General features: G+C 52.8%; 18 protein-coding genes. 5 read left to right on the top strand and 13 right to left on the bottom strand.

What is annotated here, in order from left to right:
• Positions 1–63: 63 nt before the first annotated feature.
• From ACO0LH_RS26990 to ACO0LH_RS26980, 3 genes are all read left to right on the top strand, one after another.
• Entirely contained in the window at positions 64–1,137 is a 1,074-nt protein-coding gene (locus ACO0LH_RS26990; RefSeq protein ID WP_422944245.1) for a sensor histidine kinase, read from the top strand.
• Positions 1,134–1,916, top strand: coding sequence for a LytR/AlgR family response regulator transcription factor (locus ACO0LH_RS26985; protein WP_422944244.1), 783 nt, complete (start codon positions 1,134–1,136; stop codon positions 1,914–1,916). The genes ACO0LH_RS26990 and ACO0LH_RS26985 overlap by 4 nt, the downstream gene beginning before the upstream one ends.
• A gap of 131 nt (positions 1,917–2,047) precedes the next feature.
• Entirely contained in the window at positions 2,048–2,914 is an 867-nt protein-coding gene (locus ACO0LH_RS26980; RefSeq protein ID WP_422944243.1) for a DUF2306 domain-containing protein, read from the top strand.
• Between the two features lie 7 nt (positions 2,915–2,921).
• Here the strand turns inward: ACO0LH_RS26980 and ACO0LH_RS26975 are convergent, their stop codons facing one another.
• From ACO0LH_RS26975 to ACO0LH_RS26965, 3 genes are all read right to left on the bottom strand, one after another.
• Positions 2,922–3,395 (bottom strand): YybH family protein, encoded by a 474-nt coding sequence (locus tag ACO0LH_RS26975; RefSeq protein WP_422944241.1) that lies wholly within the window; start codon positions 3,393–3,395, stop codon positions 2,922–2,924.
• A gap of 65 nt (positions 3,396–3,460) precedes the next feature.
• Complete coding sequence (locus ACO0LH_RS26970; protein WP_422944240.1) at positions 3,461–3,904, bottom strand: GlcG/HbpS family heme-binding protein; 444 nt, start codon at positions 3,902–3,904, stop codon at positions 3,461–3,463.
• Positions 3,905–3,927: 23 nt separating this feature from the next.
• Positions 3,928–4,938 (bottom strand): zinc-binding alcohol dehydrogenase family protein, encoded by a 1,011-nt coding sequence (locus ACO0LH_RS26965; RefSeq protein ID WP_422944239.1) that lies wholly within the window; start codon positions 4,936–4,938, stop codon positions 3,928–3,930.
• Positions 4,939–5,067: 129 nt separating this feature from the next.
• Between ACO0LH_RS26965 and ACO0LH_RS26960 the strand changes: the two genes are divergently transcribed.
• Together ACO0LH_RS26960 and ACO0LH_RS26955 are read left to right on the top strand one after the other, a co-directional pair.
• Positions 5,068–5,973: a LysR family transcriptional regulator gene (locus ACO0LH_RS26960; RefSeq protein WP_422944238.1), complete on the top strand. Its 906-nt coding sequence runs from the start codon at positions 5,068–5,070 to the stop codon at positions 5,971–5,973.
• 72 nt (positions 5,974–6,045) lie between these two features.
• Complete coding sequence (locus ACO0LH_RS26955; RefSeq protein ID WP_422944237.1) at positions 6,046–6,558, top strand: DUF695 domain-containing protein; 513 nt, start codon at positions 6,046–6,048, stop codon at positions 6,556–6,558.
• An 18-nt stretch (positions 6,559–6,576) separates the two neighbouring features.
• Here ACO0LH_RS26955 and ACO0LH_RS26950 read toward each other — a convergent pair whose 3' ends face one another.
• The 10 genes from ACO0LH_RS26950 to ACO0LH_RS26905 form a co-directional block, all read right to left on the bottom strand.
• Entirely contained in the window at positions 6,577–7,677 is a 1,101-nt protein-coding gene (locus ACO0LH_RS26950; RefSeq protein ID WP_422944236.1) for an ABC transporter ATP-binding protein, read from the bottom strand.
• A gap of 10 nt (positions 7,678–7,687) precedes the next feature.
• Complete coding sequence (gene nagZ / locus ACO0LH_RS26945; protein WP_422944235.1) at positions 7,688–9,235, bottom strand: beta-N-acetylhexosaminidase; 1,548 nt, start codon at positions 9,233–9,235, stop codon at positions 7,688–7,690.
• Positions 9,232–10,038: a carbohydrate ABC transporter permease gene (locus ACO0LH_RS26940; protein ID WP_422944233.1), complete on the bottom strand. Its 807-nt coding sequence runs from the start codon at positions 10,036–10,038 to the stop codon at positions 9,232–9,234. Before ACO0LH_RS26940 ends, nagZ begins: the two co-directional genes overlap by 4 nt.
• A gap of 17 nt (positions 10,039–10,055) precedes the next feature.
• Positions 10,056–10,973, bottom strand: coding sequence for a carbohydrate ABC transporter permease (locus tag ACO0LH_RS26935; RefSeq protein ID WP_422944232.1), 918 nt, complete (start codon positions 10,971–10,973; stop codon positions 10,056–10,058).
• On the bottom strand, positions 10,970–12,259 hold the full coding sequence (locus ACO0LH_RS26930) for an extracellular solute-binding protein (RefSeq protein ID WP_422944231.1): 1,290 nt from the start codon (positions 12,257–12,259) through the stop codon (positions 10,970–10,972). The genes ACO0LH_RS26935 and ACO0LH_RS26930 overlap by 4 nt, the downstream gene beginning before the upstream one ends.
• A gap of 121 nt (positions 12,260–12,380) precedes the next feature.
• A complete protein-coding gene (locus tag ACO0LH_RS26925; protein WP_422944294.1) occupies positions 12,381–13,391 on the bottom strand; it encodes an SIS domain-containing protein in 1,011 nt (336 codons plus the stop codon).
• Complete coding sequence (nagA, locus tag ACO0LH_RS26920; RefSeq protein WP_422944230.1) at positions 13,384–14,493, bottom strand: N-acetylglucosamine-6-phosphate deacetylase; 1,110 nt, start codon at positions 14,491–14,493, stop codon at positions 13,384–13,386. Before nagA ends, ACO0LH_RS26925 begins: the two co-directional genes overlap by 8 nt.
• Positions 14,490–15,224: a GntR family transcriptional regulator gene (locus tag ACO0LH_RS26915; protein WP_422944229.1), complete on the bottom strand. Its 735-nt coding sequence runs from the start codon at positions 15,222–15,224 to the stop codon at positions 14,490–14,492. The genes nagA and ACO0LH_RS26915 overlap by 4 nt, the downstream gene beginning before the upstream one ends.
• An 18-nt stretch (positions 15,225–15,242) precedes the next feature.
• Positions 15,243–16,187, bottom strand: a complete 945-nt coding sequence (locus tag ACO0LH_RS26910; protein ID WP_422944228.1) for a BadF/BadG/BcrA/BcrD ATPase family protein — start codon at positions 16,185–16,187, stop codon at positions 15,243–15,245.
• A 253-nt stretch (positions 16,188–16,440) separates the two neighbouring features.
• On the bottom strand, positions 16,441–16,568 hold a 128-nt coding region (locus ACO0LH_RS26905), incomplete at its 5' end, for an ExbD/TolR family protein (RefSeq protein ID WP_422944293.1).

Below are 16,568 nucleotides of genomic sequence, written 5' to 3'. Positions count from 1 at the left end.
CATTAGTCGCATACCCGGGCTCGCCTGCTTGTCGAAAATAGCAGTTGCAGCTATCTTGGTTCCATGAAAACCGTTACTACACTCATCCAACGCTGGCCTGCATTGCCAGGGCCACGACAAATTGTCGTAGTGCTTATCATCAGCCTGCTAATCGCCTGGGTAACCACACCCATCTTCCAGTCACCTTTCTGGCTGGTGCTGAGGCGCACGACTTTCATCGCCATGGTCATGTTGCTGGCGTTTACTGTCTCCGGTACCTGGCGTTTGCTGTGGATGCCACGCTGGATACCACGCTGGCTGGTGCGGGTCACGGCAGTCTGTTTTCTGGCACCATTTGCCAGCCTGGCTGCCTACGTGGCAATTGCTGGCAATTTCGTGAACTTCATCAAAGCCAATAATCTCTTGTCCGGTTTTGCCACCAGTACGATTTTTGCGCTGTTTTTTGGTTCTATCGTCGCCGTCGCCGCCATCAAGCGCGAGGACAAGCAACGTGATCGTGCCGATCGCCTGCAACTGGAACTGGAGAAAAATGCGCTGGAACGTGAAGTGCTGGATGCTCGCCTGCGCTTGCTGCAAGCACAGATAGAACCGCATTTTCTATTCAATACCTTGGCGAATGTACAGGCCCTGGTCGAAGCAGGTTCAGACAATGCAGCACCCGTCCTGCGCCATCTGATTGCCTACCTGCGCGCCGCCATGCCACGCCTGAGTGATGCAGACGCAACACTGGAAAATGAAATGCAGTTAGTCAGCGCCTATCTTGAAATCATGCATATGCGCATGCCAGACCGTTTGCAATTTGAGTTAAGGGTGGCACCAGAATTAAGAAGCTTGCGCTTCCCTGCCATGGCCTTGCTGACCCTGGTAGAAAACGCCGTACGCCATGGTATAGACCCCAGCACGGAAGGTGGCAGCATAGAAGTAGGCGGCAAGCAGGGCGCGAGTAAGATAGTGACGCTTTGGGTAGCAGATACCGGCATAGGCATGACAGAAACTGCAGTACCAGGTACTGGCCTGGCAAATGTCAAGGCACGGCTGCAAGCCTGCTTTGGTAAAGATGCCCGCGTCGATTTGCATGAGCAGGCGCCGCACGGTTTGCGTGTTGAGTTAATTTTCCATCCCGGGGCCAAAGCATGAGCACAATTGCCAAGCAGCTTACCGCACTGATCGCCGATGACGAGCCTTTGCTAAGGGAACATCTGCGCACCAACCTGGTACGTCTTTGGCCAGAACTACATATCGTCGATGAGGCGCGCAATGGCCGTGAAGCGGTGGAGATGTTTGATATCCATCAACCCGACATCGTCTTTCTGGACGTGCACATGCCGGGTCTGAATGGCATAGAAGCCGCCAGGTCCATCGCACGCAGGGCGCATATCGTCTTCTTTACCGCCTACGAACAATACGCAGTGCAGGCGTTTGAACAAGGTGCGGTTGATTACCTCGTCAAGCCCATCATAGAAGCACGTCTGGCCGACACCATCACGCGCCTGCAACAGCGACTGGCGCAAGCGAATGACATTGGTGCCAGCTATGATGCCTTGCTGGACCGTATGGCCAGTGACCTGCGACAGCGCAATCCAAAAGCCAGCTACCTGCAATGGATAAAAGCATCGGTAGGCAATAGCGTGCGCCTGATCCCGGTAGAGCAAATAGCCTTCCTGCGCTCGGACGATAAATACACCCTGGTCGCATGGGATGGCGGTGATGCACTGATACGCAAAAGCATACGTGAACTCAGTGATGAACTCGATCCTGACCGTTTTGCACAAACTCACCGCTCTGTGATCGTCAATCTGCACTATATAAACGAAGTCACGCGCGGCATGAATGAAACCGCCGAACTGCATATACGCGGTCGCCCCGATGTATTGCCTGTCAGCCGCAGCTATCTGCATCTTTTCAGACAGATGTAGCGCCGCACTGATTTTATCCAGCAGCAAACCACAAAAGCAAACCCGCCTTTGCAGGCACACTTTGCAGCCAAATTCACGCCTGTGCGGCAGGAACAGGCACGACCATTCACTTCATTAAAAGGAGTTTTCAAATGACGCAAGATACTGTTTTCGAAGCAAGTAATTTATATTCTGCACAGACTGCACCGCAACTGAAAAAATATGGACTAGACAAACTTTCCTGTGTCATTTTGAAATATGCCGCAAGGCTGTGGTTCTCAGTCGCCATCATAGGCCAGCTCTTATTTGTTTACTACATCCTGGGTTTCTACGTCCTGTCTGCGATGAAAGCTAATCTGGCGGCATGGAGCGATGTACTGCCACACGGCTATATCAAGGGTGACAGCGCAGGCAATCTTGCCATCATCACGCATATTTTTCTGGCGGCCAGCATTACGCTGGCGGGCATATTGCAATTGATGCCGCAAATCCGCTCGCGTGCACCCAAATTTCACCGCTGGAACGGGCGGATTTATTTGTCCAGCCTGGTCATTGCGGCAACCACTGGCTTGTATATGGTCTGGTTTCGTCATGGTGTTGGTGATTTTACCCAGCATCTGGGTGTCAGCTTGAATGCGGTGTTAATCCTGTTCTGCGCTGGCATGACCTTGCGTCATGCCCTGGCACGACAGTTCGTCTTGCACCGCCGCTGGGCATTACGCCTGTTCCTTGTGGCGAATGGCGTCTGGTTTTTTCGCATAGGTTTGATGCTGTGGATAGGTATCAATCATGGCCCGGCGCGTTTTAATCCCAAGACTTTTGAAGGCCCCTTCCTGAGCTTCATGTCTTTTGCCAATTCCCTAATACCGTTGGTCGTCTGCGAATTATATTTGCGTGCACAAGACAGTAAAAACAAGGCTATTCACTTCAGCATGGCTGGCGCACTCTTAGTGCTCAGTGTTGCCAGCGGCATGGGTATTTTTATCGCCTTCATGGGCATGTGGCTGCCGCATCTCTAGCCATCGATTATTTAGAAATGATCACCGGTGACAAATGGATATGCTTCAATAGCCAGACACTATCCTTTTTAAACCATACCATCGTGATCAGCGATTTACCTTCAACGACTGTTGCACCAGGTTTGGTGATGGCACCAACACGGGTGCCTGTGAGTATCGCAGCATCATCCGTAGCCTGGACCTTCACATCAGCAAGACGTAGATCGATTTGTGCGCCGGATTTGAAGAGTCCGGCAAACGCATTCGCATCGAGTTGCAAGAGCTTGTCTGATTCAGCGACGAATTCAGTGAACCCTTCAGTGTCAAGATAACTGGCAACTGCTGTTAAATTGCGCTTGCTGATGCTGCTGAAGAAATCGACTGATGCGGCTTTCACAGCATCTGCTGCATCGGTATTTTCTGCCCTGGCGGCCGACATAATCAGGGTGAGAAAAACCATCCCCAATAGGCTGGTCAGTGAACGGGAGGTGATGGCTGTCATGAGGTTTGATCTTTATATGAAAAGCAAGGGCATGATACTTATGCCCTTTTAAGGTCGGAATGAATTTATGCCTTCACCTCAAAGCCCAATGCAGTCAATGCAATTTCAGCTGCCTGCTGGTCTTGCAGCGCATTGCCGCCCGATATGCCTATGCCACCTATGACTTTGCCATTTTCAATAATGGGGCAGCCGCCACCCACTGCCACCAGGCGCGGCCTGTGGGCAAGCTGGGCCACCACATCATTGCTGATAATGGCAGTCCAGGTATGGGTAGGCAGGCCAAACGACGCTGCCGTCCAGGCCTTGTCGATCGCCACATCCACAGTCAAAAATGCTGCACTGTCTGCCCGTTCGAATGCTTTCAGATGACCCGCATTATCAGTGACAGCGATCGTGACATCGATACCGATATCAAGGGCAGCAGCACTGGCTGCGGTGATCAGCGCATTAGCCGCATCACGAGTGATGCTGGCAGCGGTGAATGATTTTTTGATGTTTGTCGTTTGCATAGAAACTTTCTGGAGAATTTAAATTAGAAGCCTTGCAGCACAACTTTACCCTGCGCCTTGCCGCTTTCTATCAGCGCATGCGCCTTGCGCAAATTCGCCGCATTGATCTTGCCAAAGTTGGCATTCACAGTCGTGCGCACCTTGCCCGCATCCACCAGTGCTGCCACCTCTGCCAGCAGCTTGCCTTGTTCATCCATATCGACGGTCTTGAACATCGAACGGGTGAACATCATTTCCCAGTGCAGGGAAATGGATTTAGATTTCAATTGCATCAAATCCAGCGCCACCATGTCATCAATCACCGCCAGCTTGCCTTGTGGCTTCAGGCTGACAATGATTTCTGCATAATGCTGCGCCGTCTGCGTCAGGCCAGCAACGATATCGACTTCATTGATGCCTATGGCTTTCAATTCCGCACTCAAGGGTTGGGAATGATCAATCACTGCATGTGCACCCAGATCCAGGCACCACTGACGTGTCTCGGCACGTGAGGCAGTGGCAATCACACGCAATTGCGTCAACTGACGTGCCAGTTGTATGAGGATGGAACCAACACCACCGGCGCCGCCTATCACCAGCAAGGACTGGCCTGCCCCGCCATTTTTGGCAACACCCAGGCGTTCAAACAACAATTCATAGGCAGTAATCGTCGTCAGTGGCAAAGCAGCGGCTTGCGCATCATCCAGCGTAGTGGGAGCCTTGGCGACGATGCGTTCATCGACAGCATGCAATTCACTGTTTGCACCGGGGCGGTCTATTGCGCCAGCATAGTAAACGCGGTCACCTGCTTTGAAATTGCTGACTGCTGTGCCAACTTCTTCAACTATACCAACCGCATCCCAACCCAGCACATTCAACTGGCCCTCTGCCGGCACCCTGTTCATCCTGATCTTGGTATCGACAGGGTTGACGGAGATGGCATTCACGCGCACCAGCAGATCGCGCGCTTCCAGCGCCGGTTTTGGCAATTCCACATCTTCCAGCGATGCAGTGTTATCGATAGGTAAAGAATGGCGGTAAGCGATGGCTTTCATGTTGAGTCCTTGAGTATGTTGAGTATGTTAGGTATCGGTATGGTGTCCAGAAACATTTCCAGATCAGTGCAGGCATTGTAGAATCTGAAGCGTGAATTGATAAGACCGATAAATAACTATCACTTTCAAATGAAAATTGAAAATCTCAGCGACCTGCATGTACTCGTGCAAACAGCACGCTGCGGCTCACTCTCAGGCGCAGCCAGCGTGCTGGGCATGACCCCGGCAGCTGCCAGCGCGACTCTCAAGCGGCTGGAAACCCAGTTGGGCACCCGCCTGTTCGAGCGATCTACGCGCGCCCTGCGTATCACCGCCCAAGGGCAAATTTTGCTGGACTATGCGCAGAGGGCATTTGATTTGCTTGACGAAGGTGAATCCCAGGTATCAGAAGCCCGCACCGCCCTGGTCGGCACGATACGCGTCGCCGCCCCGTCCGACCTCACCCGCACCACCCTCATACCCTGGCTGGACGAATTTTTGGCCCTGCACCCCGGTGTGCAACTGGCATTGAATGTCGGTGACCGGCCACTCGACGTAGTGCGTGATGAAGTGGATGTGGCAATAAGGTATGGCACGCTGACAGATTCACGCCTGGTCGCCAGGGTATTGGCACAAAGCCGACCGATACTTTGTGCAGCCCCCAGCTATCTCGCACGCCACCCTGCCCCGCAAACGCCGCAAGACCTGGCACAACACAATTGCCTGCTGTTCGAACGCAGCAGCCGCCTCCACAAAACCTGGCGCTTTGGGCAAAACGGCAAATGGAAAGAAGTCAGAGTCAAAGGCGACCGCAGCGCCGACGACGCCTCACTGGCGCGCATGTGGGCCGTAGCAGGTACTGGCATCATCTTCAAATCATTGATCGATGTCAGGCAAGAGCTGGAAGATGGCAGCCTGGTGGCGCTCCTGACGGACTGGGAGACAGAGGCTTATCCGCTACATGCCTTGCTGCCCAGCGGGCGTTTCATACCCAACCGGGTGCGGGCGCTGGTGGAGTTTTTGGGAAAGAGGTTCAGCGATTCAAGTTCAAAATGATAGTCTATGAATATTTGATGTGTGCATGAAAATCAACGTCTGAAAACCTCAATCAACATTCGAAGCAATCATATGATTTCCTTTCAATTGAAATTTGATATCAAAACCCTGTTGCAAAAAATTTTCATTTTTTTCTGTGCATTCACAATTACTCCAAGCATTTTTGCCCAAACGTGGGCAGTAGCAACTTCAAAACATCATGCAGATGACAGGGTGATAGTCATTCGTTATCTTAACGAATTTGAAAATGGCTTCGATCCTAAGCATTACCCGGATCGCGTGACGCTCGCCTGGACGTATTCCGGAAACAAGGGTATGCCATCCACAGATGAAAGGATGAAAATGGATAAACTGGAAGATACTCTTCAGCCCCTCCTAACTAGGGACAGGTTGGCAGAACTGACCATGGTATCTACCGGTAATAATATTCGCCAATGGACCTACTATGCAAAATCGGTAAACTCTTTCAAAAGCGCATTGAATCAAGTATATAAAGAATTACCTGATTTAAAAATAAAACTCCAAAACTCACGCGATTCAGAATGGTCAGCGTATAAAAGCTTTAAAGCGAGTGTCAAAGAATAAACCAAAAGCTCGTTATTGCTACCCGCGTACAGTTTGACCTTGCTCATCAAACACATGACACCTTTGCCCCGGCAGTTGTATACAGAGATCAGCCCCCGGATACAAATCTGAAGTATCTGCTGGCAGCTTAATGGCAAACAGGTTGTCTTCGCCTGCCAGTGTCGCATAGACGATTGCAGCATCGCCCAGGTGTTCAACGAAGCTGATGCAGACTTCAAGCTGGTTGGATTGACCATTTGTTTGTGATGCCAGCAATGCGTGTTCTGCGCGTATGCCCAGGCTGACGACATCGCCTATCTTTAATGCGCTGCTGTCCAGGCTGATGTTGATATGCGTGCCAGCGGCGAGTTGCAATTCGACTTGGCCATCAAAATTGCGCAATACCTTGGCCTTGAGGATATTCATTTTTGGTGAACCGAGAAAACCTGCCACAAAGAGATTGGCAGGTTTGTCGTAGAGTTCCAGTGGTGCGCCTATCTGTTCTATCTTGCCGCTATTGAACACGGCAATTCTCTGACCCAGGGTCATGGCTTCTACCTGGTCGTGGGTCACGTAGATCATGGTGGCACGCAGTTCCCTGTGCAGTTTGCTGAGTTCTATGCGCATTTGCACGCGCAGGCTGGCGTCAAGATTGGACAGGGGTTCGTCAAACAGGAACAGGCTGGGCTTGCGCACGATGGCGCGGCCTATGGCAACACGCTGGCGCTGGCCGCCAGACAGGTCACGCGGCTTGCGTTGCAACAGATGGGTCATCTGTAAAACTGCTGCGGCCTGTCTGACAGCGGCATCAATTTCTGCTTTGGGCATGCTGCCCAGGCTGAGGCTGAATGCCATGTTTTCATAGACTGTCATATGCGGATACAGGGCATAGGACTGGAATACCATCGCCAGCCCGCGTTTGGCCGGGGGAATACCATTTGCCAGTTCGCTACCGATATGGAGCTGGCCACCAGTGATTTCTTCCAGCCCGGCAATCATGCGCAGCAGTGTAGATTTTCCGCAGCCAGACGGGCCGACAAAGACCATGAATTCGCCATCGCGTACATGCAAGTCTATGTCTTGCAAGACCTGGTTGCTGCCATAAAATTTGCTGATCTGCTGTAATCTTACTTCGGCCATCCCCGGCCCCTCAAGACGCAGTATGCAACGTGAAACCGGTCACCGGGATATGGCCAGCGGCGACGACTTCACCTGCCAGCCAGGCGCGTGCAGCATCAATTGCTGGCGGCGCAAAGCCATAGGTCAGCAGCGCAGGCGCGGCGATATCGAGCATCTGGAAGGGGTTCCACAAGACCAGGTGCAAATCCGGCTTCCAGGTTTGGCGCGCACGCTCGCAATAACGGATACGCACGGTTGAAGCCAGTATCACGAAGCGGCCATCTTGCGGTAATGCGCTCCAGTCAAAATTTTCTGCACTGTCAAAGGTAACGGTATCAACATCATACAAACTGCTGAGCATGGTGCTGACCTTGTCTGCCGGGATGCCCGCTTCAGACACGCCATCACTGACGACATCAGCGCTGATGACCAGCCGCACTTTGCTGCCCCTGGCAGGTGGTTGTGGTTTGCCATGCGCGGTCAGGCCACGTCGCCATGCTGACGACATGAGAATACGGTCAGCCATATCGGTCTGATAGGCAGCATCGGCACAAGGGTAAGCCTGTGTCAGGTGGCTGATGCGGTCGAGTTTTTGCTGTATGTCCTGCGGTGAAATTTTGCCAGAAAAAATAACTTCGGTCAGCGCATTCAGGGTTTCCAGTTGGGTCTCTGTCGTGCCCAGTGCCATGACCATATCAGCGCCTGCCAGCAAGGCGCGTACCGCTGCGTTACCTACGCCGTAACGTCCGGCAATCGCGTGCATGTCCATCCCATCGGTGATCACCACACCCTGGTAATTCCACTGATCGCGCAAGAGATGCGTCAAAATGGCTTTAGACATGGTGGCAGGGTTTTCTGCATCCAGCGCCGGGTAGACGATGTGCGCAGTCATCATGGCAGGTGCATTGCGGCTGACAGCGGTCTGGAACGGTGCCAGTTCCAGCGCCTGCAATTCTTCCAGGCTCTTGTTCACGGTCGGCAGATCACGGTGGGAATCGACATTGGTGTCGCCATGCCCAGGGAAGTGTTTGACGCAACATGCCACGCCTTCTGCCAGGCTGCCATCCATCCAGGCCAGCGCGAGTTCACTGGCGCGTTTGGGATCAGAGCCAAACGAGCGTTCAGAGATGACGGGATTATCGACATTGTTATTCAAATCCAGCACAGGTGCAAAGTTCCAGTTAAAGCCCAGGGCCTTGACGCCACGGGCAACGGCAGCGCCCACCTGGCGGCAAAGTTCAGGATCATCGCTGGCCCCCAGCGACATTGCCGCCGGGGGCTGCGGTACCCAGGTGGAGCGTACTACTGCGCCCCCTTCCTGATCGATGCCAATCAGCGCTTCCTCCCCCATGATTTCGCGCAGATCGGCCGTCAGTTTTTTTAGCTGGATTTCGTCGACCATGTTTTGCCTGAACAGGCAGATACCACGGATATGATGATCACGCAAAAATTGCGCCGATGTCGTATCCAGACTGGTAATGGGCATGCGTATCATCACCAGCTGGCCAGCCAGACGACGCGCAATTTCAGGCGTCATTGCTGAATTCAACTGGTTTATAGTAGGGTGTTCTTGCGTCATTTCACTGCTCCATCCATGCCGCGCATAAAAAAGCGCTGGGTAAATAAAAAGGCGACCAGTATTGGTGCGACTGTCAAAATGGTTCCTGCCGCAATCACGCGGGTGCTGCTGCCGTAAGTGCCGCGCAAATACAGCACGCCCGCTGACAGGGGGAAATCTTCTGGCTTGCTGATGACTATCGATGGCCAGATATATTCATTCCACGCTTCGACGGCTGTCAAGATGCCTACTGTTGCCAGCCAGGGAGTGATCAGGGGCAAGACGATACGGTAAAAAATAATCCATTCATTGGCACCGTCAACACGGGCGGCATCGAGCAAATCTTGCGGCACCTCATCAAAAGCCTGTTTCAGTAAAAGTATGGAAACGGCAGTGACGATATTTGGCAACACTACGGCGGTATAGGTATTGACCAGGGATATCTTGGTCATGGTGATGAAGTTGACCAGGAAATTCACTTCTGATGGCAGTATCATGGTTGCCAGTATCACGCCCATGACGAGCTTGCTGCCACGAAACTGCATGCGGGATAAAGGATAAGCTGCCAGCGAACAGACCAGCAATTTTCCACACACTGTTGCAACGGTAATCAGTAGGGAATTTCTATAAAAAGCGATGATGGGTATTACGCGAAACACTTCCAGAAAATTCTCCAGTGACCAACCATGCGGCCAGAAACTGGGAGGAAATTCAAACAGATTACCTTCTGTCGATATGGCCACCACCAGTGTCCACCAGAAAGGAAAGATGCAGATGATGGCAATCAGGCTGAGCAAGCCGTATTGCATAAGCGGGCGCAGCATTTTTTTTATCTGCGACATCATTCTGCCGCCTTGGGTTTCAGGCTGCGCAGGCATAGAAAAGCAATGCCCATGCAGCAAATCGACACCACAAAACTGGCTGCCAGGCCACGTGGCAATTTCAAATGCTTCAAACCCTGGTCATACGCATAGTAGAGGGCGGTGAAGGTAGAATTCATGGGCCCGCCCTGCGTCAATACATCAACTTCCTGATAGGCTTTTAAGGCTGCCAGTACCGACATGATGCTGCAAACGGCGATTGTCGGTTTCAGCATGGGAACGGTAATACGCCAGAAACGTTGCCAGCGGCTGGCACCGTCGAGGATGGCGGCCTCCTGCATTTCGGCGGGCAATGACTGCAAGGCCGCCAGATACATCACCATATACCAGCCCAGGCCTCGCCAGAAAGACACGAACATCACGGCAAACAGGGCCAGGGCGTCATCTGATAACCAACCTAGGGGGGTAGCGATCAGGTGTAGTTGTAACAGCACATAGTTCAGTGTGCCCTGCTCATGAAACATGAAGCCCCACATGATGCCAACCACTGAAACCGTGGTGACCACCGGCACATAATAGGCCGCACGAAACCAGCGTATGCCGGGTAACTGATTGTTGACCAGCACCGCCAGCGTGATTGCTCCCAATTGGGTGAATGGAACGACCAGTAAAAACAGCAGGGAGTTTTTGAGGCCGGTCAAAAACATATCATTGGCAAACAAGGCACGGTAATTATCCATGCCAACCCAGTGCACAGGGCGTATCAGGCTGAAATCGGTAAAGCTCAGGTAAGAACCGTAGATCACTGGCCAAAAGGAAAACATCACCAGCAGCAGCAAGGCAGGTGTCAGGAATAAATAGGCGTGCCAGGTGTGCCGGTCATGCCGGGCGCGCCCCTTGTGCCCAGGTCTGCCGGTGGATGATTGTGGTTCGCTCATGGCAGCTTGGCCCCTTGCAGTTTCCTGTTCCAGATGCCGACGGCTTCGTCCAGCGCTTCTTGTATATCCCTGCGCCCGGTGACGGCAGCTTCTACCGCTTTGACCAAAAAACGCCGCAGTTCGTCATAGTCATCAATGCCTGCCACATACAGGCTGCGTGAAGCATTCATGGAGTTAGCGGCGACAGTGAGCGCCTGTTCAGAAGCCCCTGCGTTGGCTGGCAATTGCTTGAAATAAGGATTTGCCAGGGCTTTTTTGGTCGTAGGCATGACGCCGGCAAGGCGTGAAAATGCCAGTTGATTGGCATCGCTGGTGAGGTAACGCGCAAAAGCGGCGATCTCGGGTAACTGCTGTTTTTTGACACCTTTTGGTATGGCGAAGTGAAACATCCAGCCGCCATCATTGATACCTGTCGGGCCAGGCGGCACGGGGAAAATACCAGTCTGCGCATAAATATCGGGGGCGTCGGTCTGTATTCTCTTTATCGCAGTCGGCGCACTGACCATCAGCCCAAGACGGCCACCCAAATAAGCATCCACTACCGCAGGGAAATTATCTTCGGCAAACAGCTTGTCTTTTAAAAAGCCATTGGCTTTATAGGTGGCTGCCAGTTTTTTAACGAGTGCCACATGCGCGGGCGAGTTAAAAACAGCCTTGCCATCGCGTATCAAGTCCAGGCCCTGCTGCATAAAGAAGCCGTCGATTTTCCCCAACGCGGGGGCATAACCTGGCTTGCCGGTCCGGGCGGAAATCAGCACGGCTTGCGCCAGCAACTGATCCATATTCTGCGGTGCATGGGTGATACCGGCCGCGGCCAGAATCTTGCGGTTATAGGCGATGACATTGACGTTGCTGTAATGAGGAAAACCATACACCTTGCCGTTGAAACGCAGGTCAGCCAGGGCGGCATCGGTGTAATCATTGTCCATGCCGGGCGCAGCCAGCAAGGCATCAACCGGTTCCAGCAAGCCATCTCTGGCCATTTCTTCTGCCCAGGGTACGCTGAGATTCACCAGGGCCGGCGGCGTACCTGCAGCGATGGCGGTAATCAGTTTCAACTGCAAGATGTCCCAAGGGAAATCTACCCATTCCAGTTTGATGCCGGGGTGCTGGGCTTCGTAGTTTTTGACCAGTTCCTGAAAATACGGGATGAACTTGGGCTTCAGGCTCATGGTCCAGAATTCGATTTTCTGCACCGCAAGCGCATTGCCATGCAAACTGAAACCTAACAGCAGCAATGCCAGATAATGGCGACAACTGGCGCGACGAACGCCAGGTTTTATCATACTCCCCCAGAATTTTAATAAATATCGCATTTTCTCTATACTGACTTTGCGGCTAATATAAATACTGGAGGGAGTATCTATTTTTAAAGTTTTTAAAAAATAGACTGCTGCTACTGCCTGGTCAATTTGTCTTGGTGACTTTGCTCAAGTGCCTTGGTTTGTCGGGGTCAAGACCACGGGCGATCGACAGGTTGGCCGCCATCATGTAAAACGCCTGTATTGCTACAACAGGATCAAGATCAGGCGTTGCGGCTACCGGCAAGGTCAGATTACGCTCTTTCACATCGGCCGGTGCGGCCAGCAAGACATTAGCACCGCGGCCGCGCATTTCTTCTGCCAAAGCAATCAGGCCAGCCTGTGTCGGGCCACGTGTTGCGAAAATCAGCAAGGGATAACCGTCATGTATCAATGCCATAGGGCCATGCTTGATTTCAGCACCACTGAATGCTTCTGCCTGTATGACTGAGGTTTCCTTGAATTTCAGGGCAGATTCCAGTGCCACCGGGAAGCTGATGCCACGTCCTACCACCATGATACGTGAAGCTGGTGTCAACACTTCCAGTGCGGGCGACCAGTCGAGTTGCGTTGCTGCGCGCAGCGATTCTGGCAATTGCTCTATGGCGGCTAAAAACTCTGCATCATTTTGCCAATGACCTGCCAGGCGCGCACCCGCTACCAGCGAAGTGATAAAGCTCTTGGTCGCAGCGACACTTAATTCAGGGCCAGCATGCAAAGGCATGGTCCATTCAGCACTTTGTGCCAATGGTGACGCCGCATCATTGACCAGCGCCACAGTGGTTGCACCACCTTCGCGGAAGTAACGGATAGGTTCAACCACGTCAGGGCTTTGGCCAGATTGCGAAATCGCAATCGCCAGCGCATCTTTTGCCAGCAGCGGCGCTTTGTTCAGGGTCACCAGTGACATCGGCAAGGATGCAACGATGCGTCCCAGGCGCGACATGATCAGGTAAGCCGCGTAATTGGCGGCATGGTCAGAACTGCCACGGGCGACGGTGACGACCGATGTGGGCGGGTGGGCGCGCAAGTGTTCGCCCAGAGCGACATAACGATCACGTTCTTGCGTCAATTGTTCGGCAACGAAATCGGCGGAAGAGCAAGCTTCCTTAAGCATCTGCGAGGTCAATCTTTTCTCCTTCTACATAAACGGCGATGAGGTTCAACTGGTCGTCCAGCACCACCAGGTCTGCGTAACTGCCTGCCTGCAGGCGGCCACGCTCATTCAATCCCAGATAATCTGCGGCATAGGTAGAAACACGCTTGGATGCATCAGCCAGATCCAGGCCTATGCTGACCAGATTGCGCAAAGCCTGATCCATCGTCAAGGTGCTGCCGGCCAGGGTGCCATCTTCCAGACGCACACCGCCCAGGCATTTGTGCACGACCTGACGGCCCAGCATGTATTGGCCATCCGGCATGCCTGATGCTGCGGTTGAATCAGTCACACAATACAGATGGGGAATCGCCCGCATGGCAGCTCTGATGGCGCCTGGGTGCACGTGTAGCAAGTCCGGGATGATTTCTGAAAACTGGGCATGCGCGAGTGCAGCACCGACCATGCCCGGCGCACGGTGATCAAGTCGCGACATGGCGTTGTATAAATGGGTAAAACCGGTTGCGCCGTTTTCCAGCGCAGCCTTGCCTTCTTCGTAAGTGCCGAGGGTGTGACCGATCTGCACCTGCATGCCCATCGCAGTCAATTCACGCACCAGTTGCAAGTGGCCTTCCATTTCTGGCGCAACGGTAATCAGCTTGATGGGCGCAATCGCGTCCAGATGGCGCACCTGGTCAAGCGAACCGGTGTGGGCAAAATCAGGTTGGGCGCCCAGTTTGCCGGGATTGATATAGGGTCCCTCCAGATGAACACCGAGCACACGTGCTGCACCACTGCTGCGCTGGAGTACCGATGGCTTGATAGCCTGCAAGGCCAGCTCAAGGTCGCCAAGAGGCGCGGTCATGGTGGTGGCCAGCATGCTGGTGGTACCATGCCTGGCATGTTTGCGGGCGATGACTTCTACGGCATCGCCCGCTTCCATGGTATCTTTGCCGCCGGCACCGTGCACATGCAGATCGACAAAACCAGGCAGAATATAAAATCTGGTATCGGCATTTTCTGATGCGGTAATGGTCTGGATTTTTTCATCAAAGGCCAAAGAACCCTTGACCCAGCCATGTGATGTCAGTATCTGGCCCTGTAACTGCTGATGCAAACTCATCTGAACAACTCCGCCACAAAGTCATAGTAATCACTGCGGCAGTATGAGTGCGACAGTTCTATCGCTGTACCGTTAGGTAAATAGGCGACACGGGTAATAAACAACATCGCAGCGCCCTGCTTGATATCGGCCAGACGTGCCTGTTCAGCGGTGGCATTCACTGCGCGGATATGCTGCAAGGCGCGGGTAGGTGAAAAATTATGCGCTTCCAGGTAACCATACAAGCTGTCTGTCACGAGCTTGGGGTTAGGCATGTAGATGGCCGGAATAGTCGAACTTTCTATTGCCATCACGACGTTGTCAGCAGTACGCAAACGTTTGAGTCGTGATACCACGGTATTTGGTGATAAACCCAGCGACAGGATTTCTTCAGGAGAAGCGATACCAGTTTCACGCGACAACCAGCGCGAACCTGGCACGAAACCACGGTTGCGCAGTTCTTCACTGAAGTTGGTCAGACGGGATAAAGGCTGCTCCAGTTTCGGCGTGATATAAGTACCTGAACCATGCTTGCGTGTCAGCATGCCGCGTTCACACAACATATCTATCGCCTTGCGGGCAGTGACGCGTGAAATATCGAGAGTCTCGGACAACATGCGTTCGGAAGGCAGGGCCTCGTCCGGTTGCCACAAACCACTATGTATGCCATTGGATAATTTATTGGCCAATTGCAAATACAGGGGAGTAGAACTTTCTGTGTCAGGTTTGAAATCGATCAATTGTGCCAGCATGTCTCACTCTCTCTTTATTTATCGGTCTTGCAAATGCTGCTGAATCAGGATTAAAGCACCAGCAGCAGAATCTGCTTTTGGCAGTTGCACACGCCCGCGCAAATTCGCTGGCAAATAGGCAGCAACCGGCGCAGCAAGGCCGCCACACAAGGCAATTGGCAATATCCCCGATGGGTCCAGTGCCTGCGCCATCGCTTCGACTTCTTTACCAGCATCCAGCATGATATGGCGTGCCACGTCAATTTCAGGTGCAAAGCGTATGACCAACGGGGCCAGTTCGGCATAGCGGGTCTGATTTGCTTGCGCCAGCCATGCAAACACCGCATTTTTATCGCCGCCACAATGTGCCAGCACAGCTGTGGCAAATGCATTGGCAGCCGCACGGCCATCCAGCACGCGTTGCAAATGATTGACAGCTCGCAAACCCAGCCATGCACCACTGGCCTCATCACTGACCGGGAAACCCCAGCCACCTACTTCACGACGCTGCCCGTCTGGCAACAGCACTTCACCTACGCTGCCGGTTCCTAAAGCAACGATCACACCAGACTTTCCCTGATGCGCGCCAAGCAGAGTGGTATAGGCATCTGTCTCTGCACTCACCGCACCAAAACCCGGATTAAGTGCAACAAACTCCTGTCCCCACAAAACATTGTTCACGCCCGCCAGACCACAGCCAAGCGCAATCTGCGACAAGTCGGGCATGACCAGATTTGCACTGACGAATGCCTGACGTGTCGCTGATAAAATGGACTGCCAGGCTTTATCCCTGCCATGCACCAGACCAGATGGCCCTGCACTGCCACGGCCCAATTCTTCACCAATTGCGTTCGCCAACACCACTCTGGTGCCAGTCCCACCACCATCAGCACCTATAACATACGGATAGGCACTTGCCTTGGCAGTCTTGCCCTCTTCTTTCGGCAAGCCCGATTTTTGCAGATGTTCAGCTTGTTTATTCATTGATAAGTGGTGGTTACACGCATTTTTATATGGCAAATTCACACATTACAGATCTGTTAGCATTTCAGACCTTACTGTAAGTTTTTTCCATAGTGGATGTCAATAGGTATTTAAGTGGTATCGTTAAATAAAATTTAATCAAAATTATCCGAGCGCTAAATCTACTGCCATGACCATCAGTCGCTGAATTCTGAAACGTCTTTTCTATGGCAAGTCGTATTACATCTCGATGACAACGATCGCATCAAATAGACTATTTCAAGAACTGCTCATTCCCGACCATCCCGATCTTGGTGACGCCCAAACGCTGTGCCGCAGCCATGACAGCGGCGACCGATTTGTAAGGCACCACCGCCACAGGGCGCAGATGCACCTCAGGCT

The sequence above is a fragment of the Undibacterium sp. TJN19 genome, from assembly GCF_049339485.1.
Lineage (GTDB): Bacteria > Pseudomonadota > Gammaproteobacteria > Burkholderiales > Burkholderiaceae_D > Undibacterium.
Note: the sequence above shows the minus strand (reverse complement) of the source record. Positions and strands in the feature narration are given on the sequence as shown.

What these genes read in the sequence shown, in the direction of transcription:
- ACO0LH_RS26990 (WP_422944245.1), top strand. Translation starts at nt 64, where the DNA reads ATGAAAACCGTTACTACACTCATCCAACGCTGGCCTGCATTGCCAGGG.
- ACO0LH_RS26985 (WP_422944244.1), top strand. Translation starts at nt 1,134, where the DNA reads ATGAGCACAATTGCCAAGCAGCTTACCGCACTGATCGCCGATGACGAG.
- ACO0LH_RS26980 (WP_422944243.1), top strand. Translation starts at nt 2,048, where the DNA reads ATGACGCAAGATACTGTTTTCGAAGCAAGTAATTTATATTCTGCACAG.
- ACO0LH_RS26975 (WP_422944241.1), bottom strand. Translation starts at nt 3,395, where the DNA reads ATGACAGCCATCACCTCCCGTTCACTGACCAGCCTATTGGGGATGGTT.
- ACO0LH_RS26970 (WP_422944240.1), bottom strand. Translation starts at nt 3,904, where the DNA reads ATGCAAACGACAAACATCAAAAAATCATTCACCGCTGCCAGCATCACT.
- ACO0LH_RS26965 (WP_422944239.1), bottom strand. Translation starts at nt 4,938, where the DNA reads ATGAAAGCCATCGCTTACCGCCATTCTTTACCTATCGATAACACTGCA.
- ACO0LH_RS26960 (WP_422944238.1), top strand. Translation starts at nt 5,068, where the DNA reads ATGAAAATTGAAAATCTCAGCGACCTGCATGTACTCGTGCAAACAGCA.
- ACO0LH_RS26955 (WP_422944237.1), top strand. Translation starts at nt 6,046, where the DNA reads ATGATTTCCTTTCAATTGAAATTTGATATCAAAACCCTGTTGCAAAAA.
- ACO0LH_RS26950 (WP_422944236.1), bottom strand. Translation starts at nt 7,677, where the DNA reads ATGGCCGAAGTAAGATTACAGCAGATCAGCAAATTTTATGGCAGCAAC.
- nagZ (WP_422944235.1), bottom strand. Translation starts at nt 9,235, where the DNA reads ATGACGCAAGAACACCCTACTATAAACCAGTTGAATTCAGCAATGACG.
- ACO0LH_RS26940 (WP_422944233.1), bottom strand. Translation starts at nt 10,038, where the DNA reads ATGCTGCGCCCGCTTATGCAATACGGCTTGCTCAGCCTGATTGCCATC.
- ACO0LH_RS26935 (WP_422944232.1), bottom strand. Translation starts at nt 10,973, where the DNA reads ATGAGCGAACCACAATCATCCACCGGCAGACCTGGGCACAAGGGGCGC.
- ACO0LH_RS26930 (WP_422944231.1), bottom strand. Translation starts at nt 12,259, where the DNA reads ATGATAAAACCTGGCGTTCGTCGCGCCAGTTGTCGCCATTATCTGGCA.
- ACO0LH_RS26925 (WP_422944294.1), bottom strand. Translation starts at nt 13,391, where the DNA reads ATGCTTAAGGAAGCTTGCTCTTCCGCCGATTTCGTTGCCGAACAATTG.
- nagA (WP_422944230.1), bottom strand. Translation starts at nt 14,493, where the DNA reads ATGAGTTTGCATCAGCAGTTACAGGGCCAGATACTGACATCACATGGC.
- ACO0LH_RS26915 (WP_422944229.1), bottom strand. Translation starts at nt 15,224, where the DNA reads ATGCTGGCACAATTGATCGATTTCAAACCTGACACAGAAAGTTCTACT.
- ACO0LH_RS26910 (WP_422944228.1), bottom strand. Translation starts at nt 16,187, where the DNA reads ATGAATAAACAAGCTGAACATCTGCAAAAATCGGGCTTGCCGAAAGAA.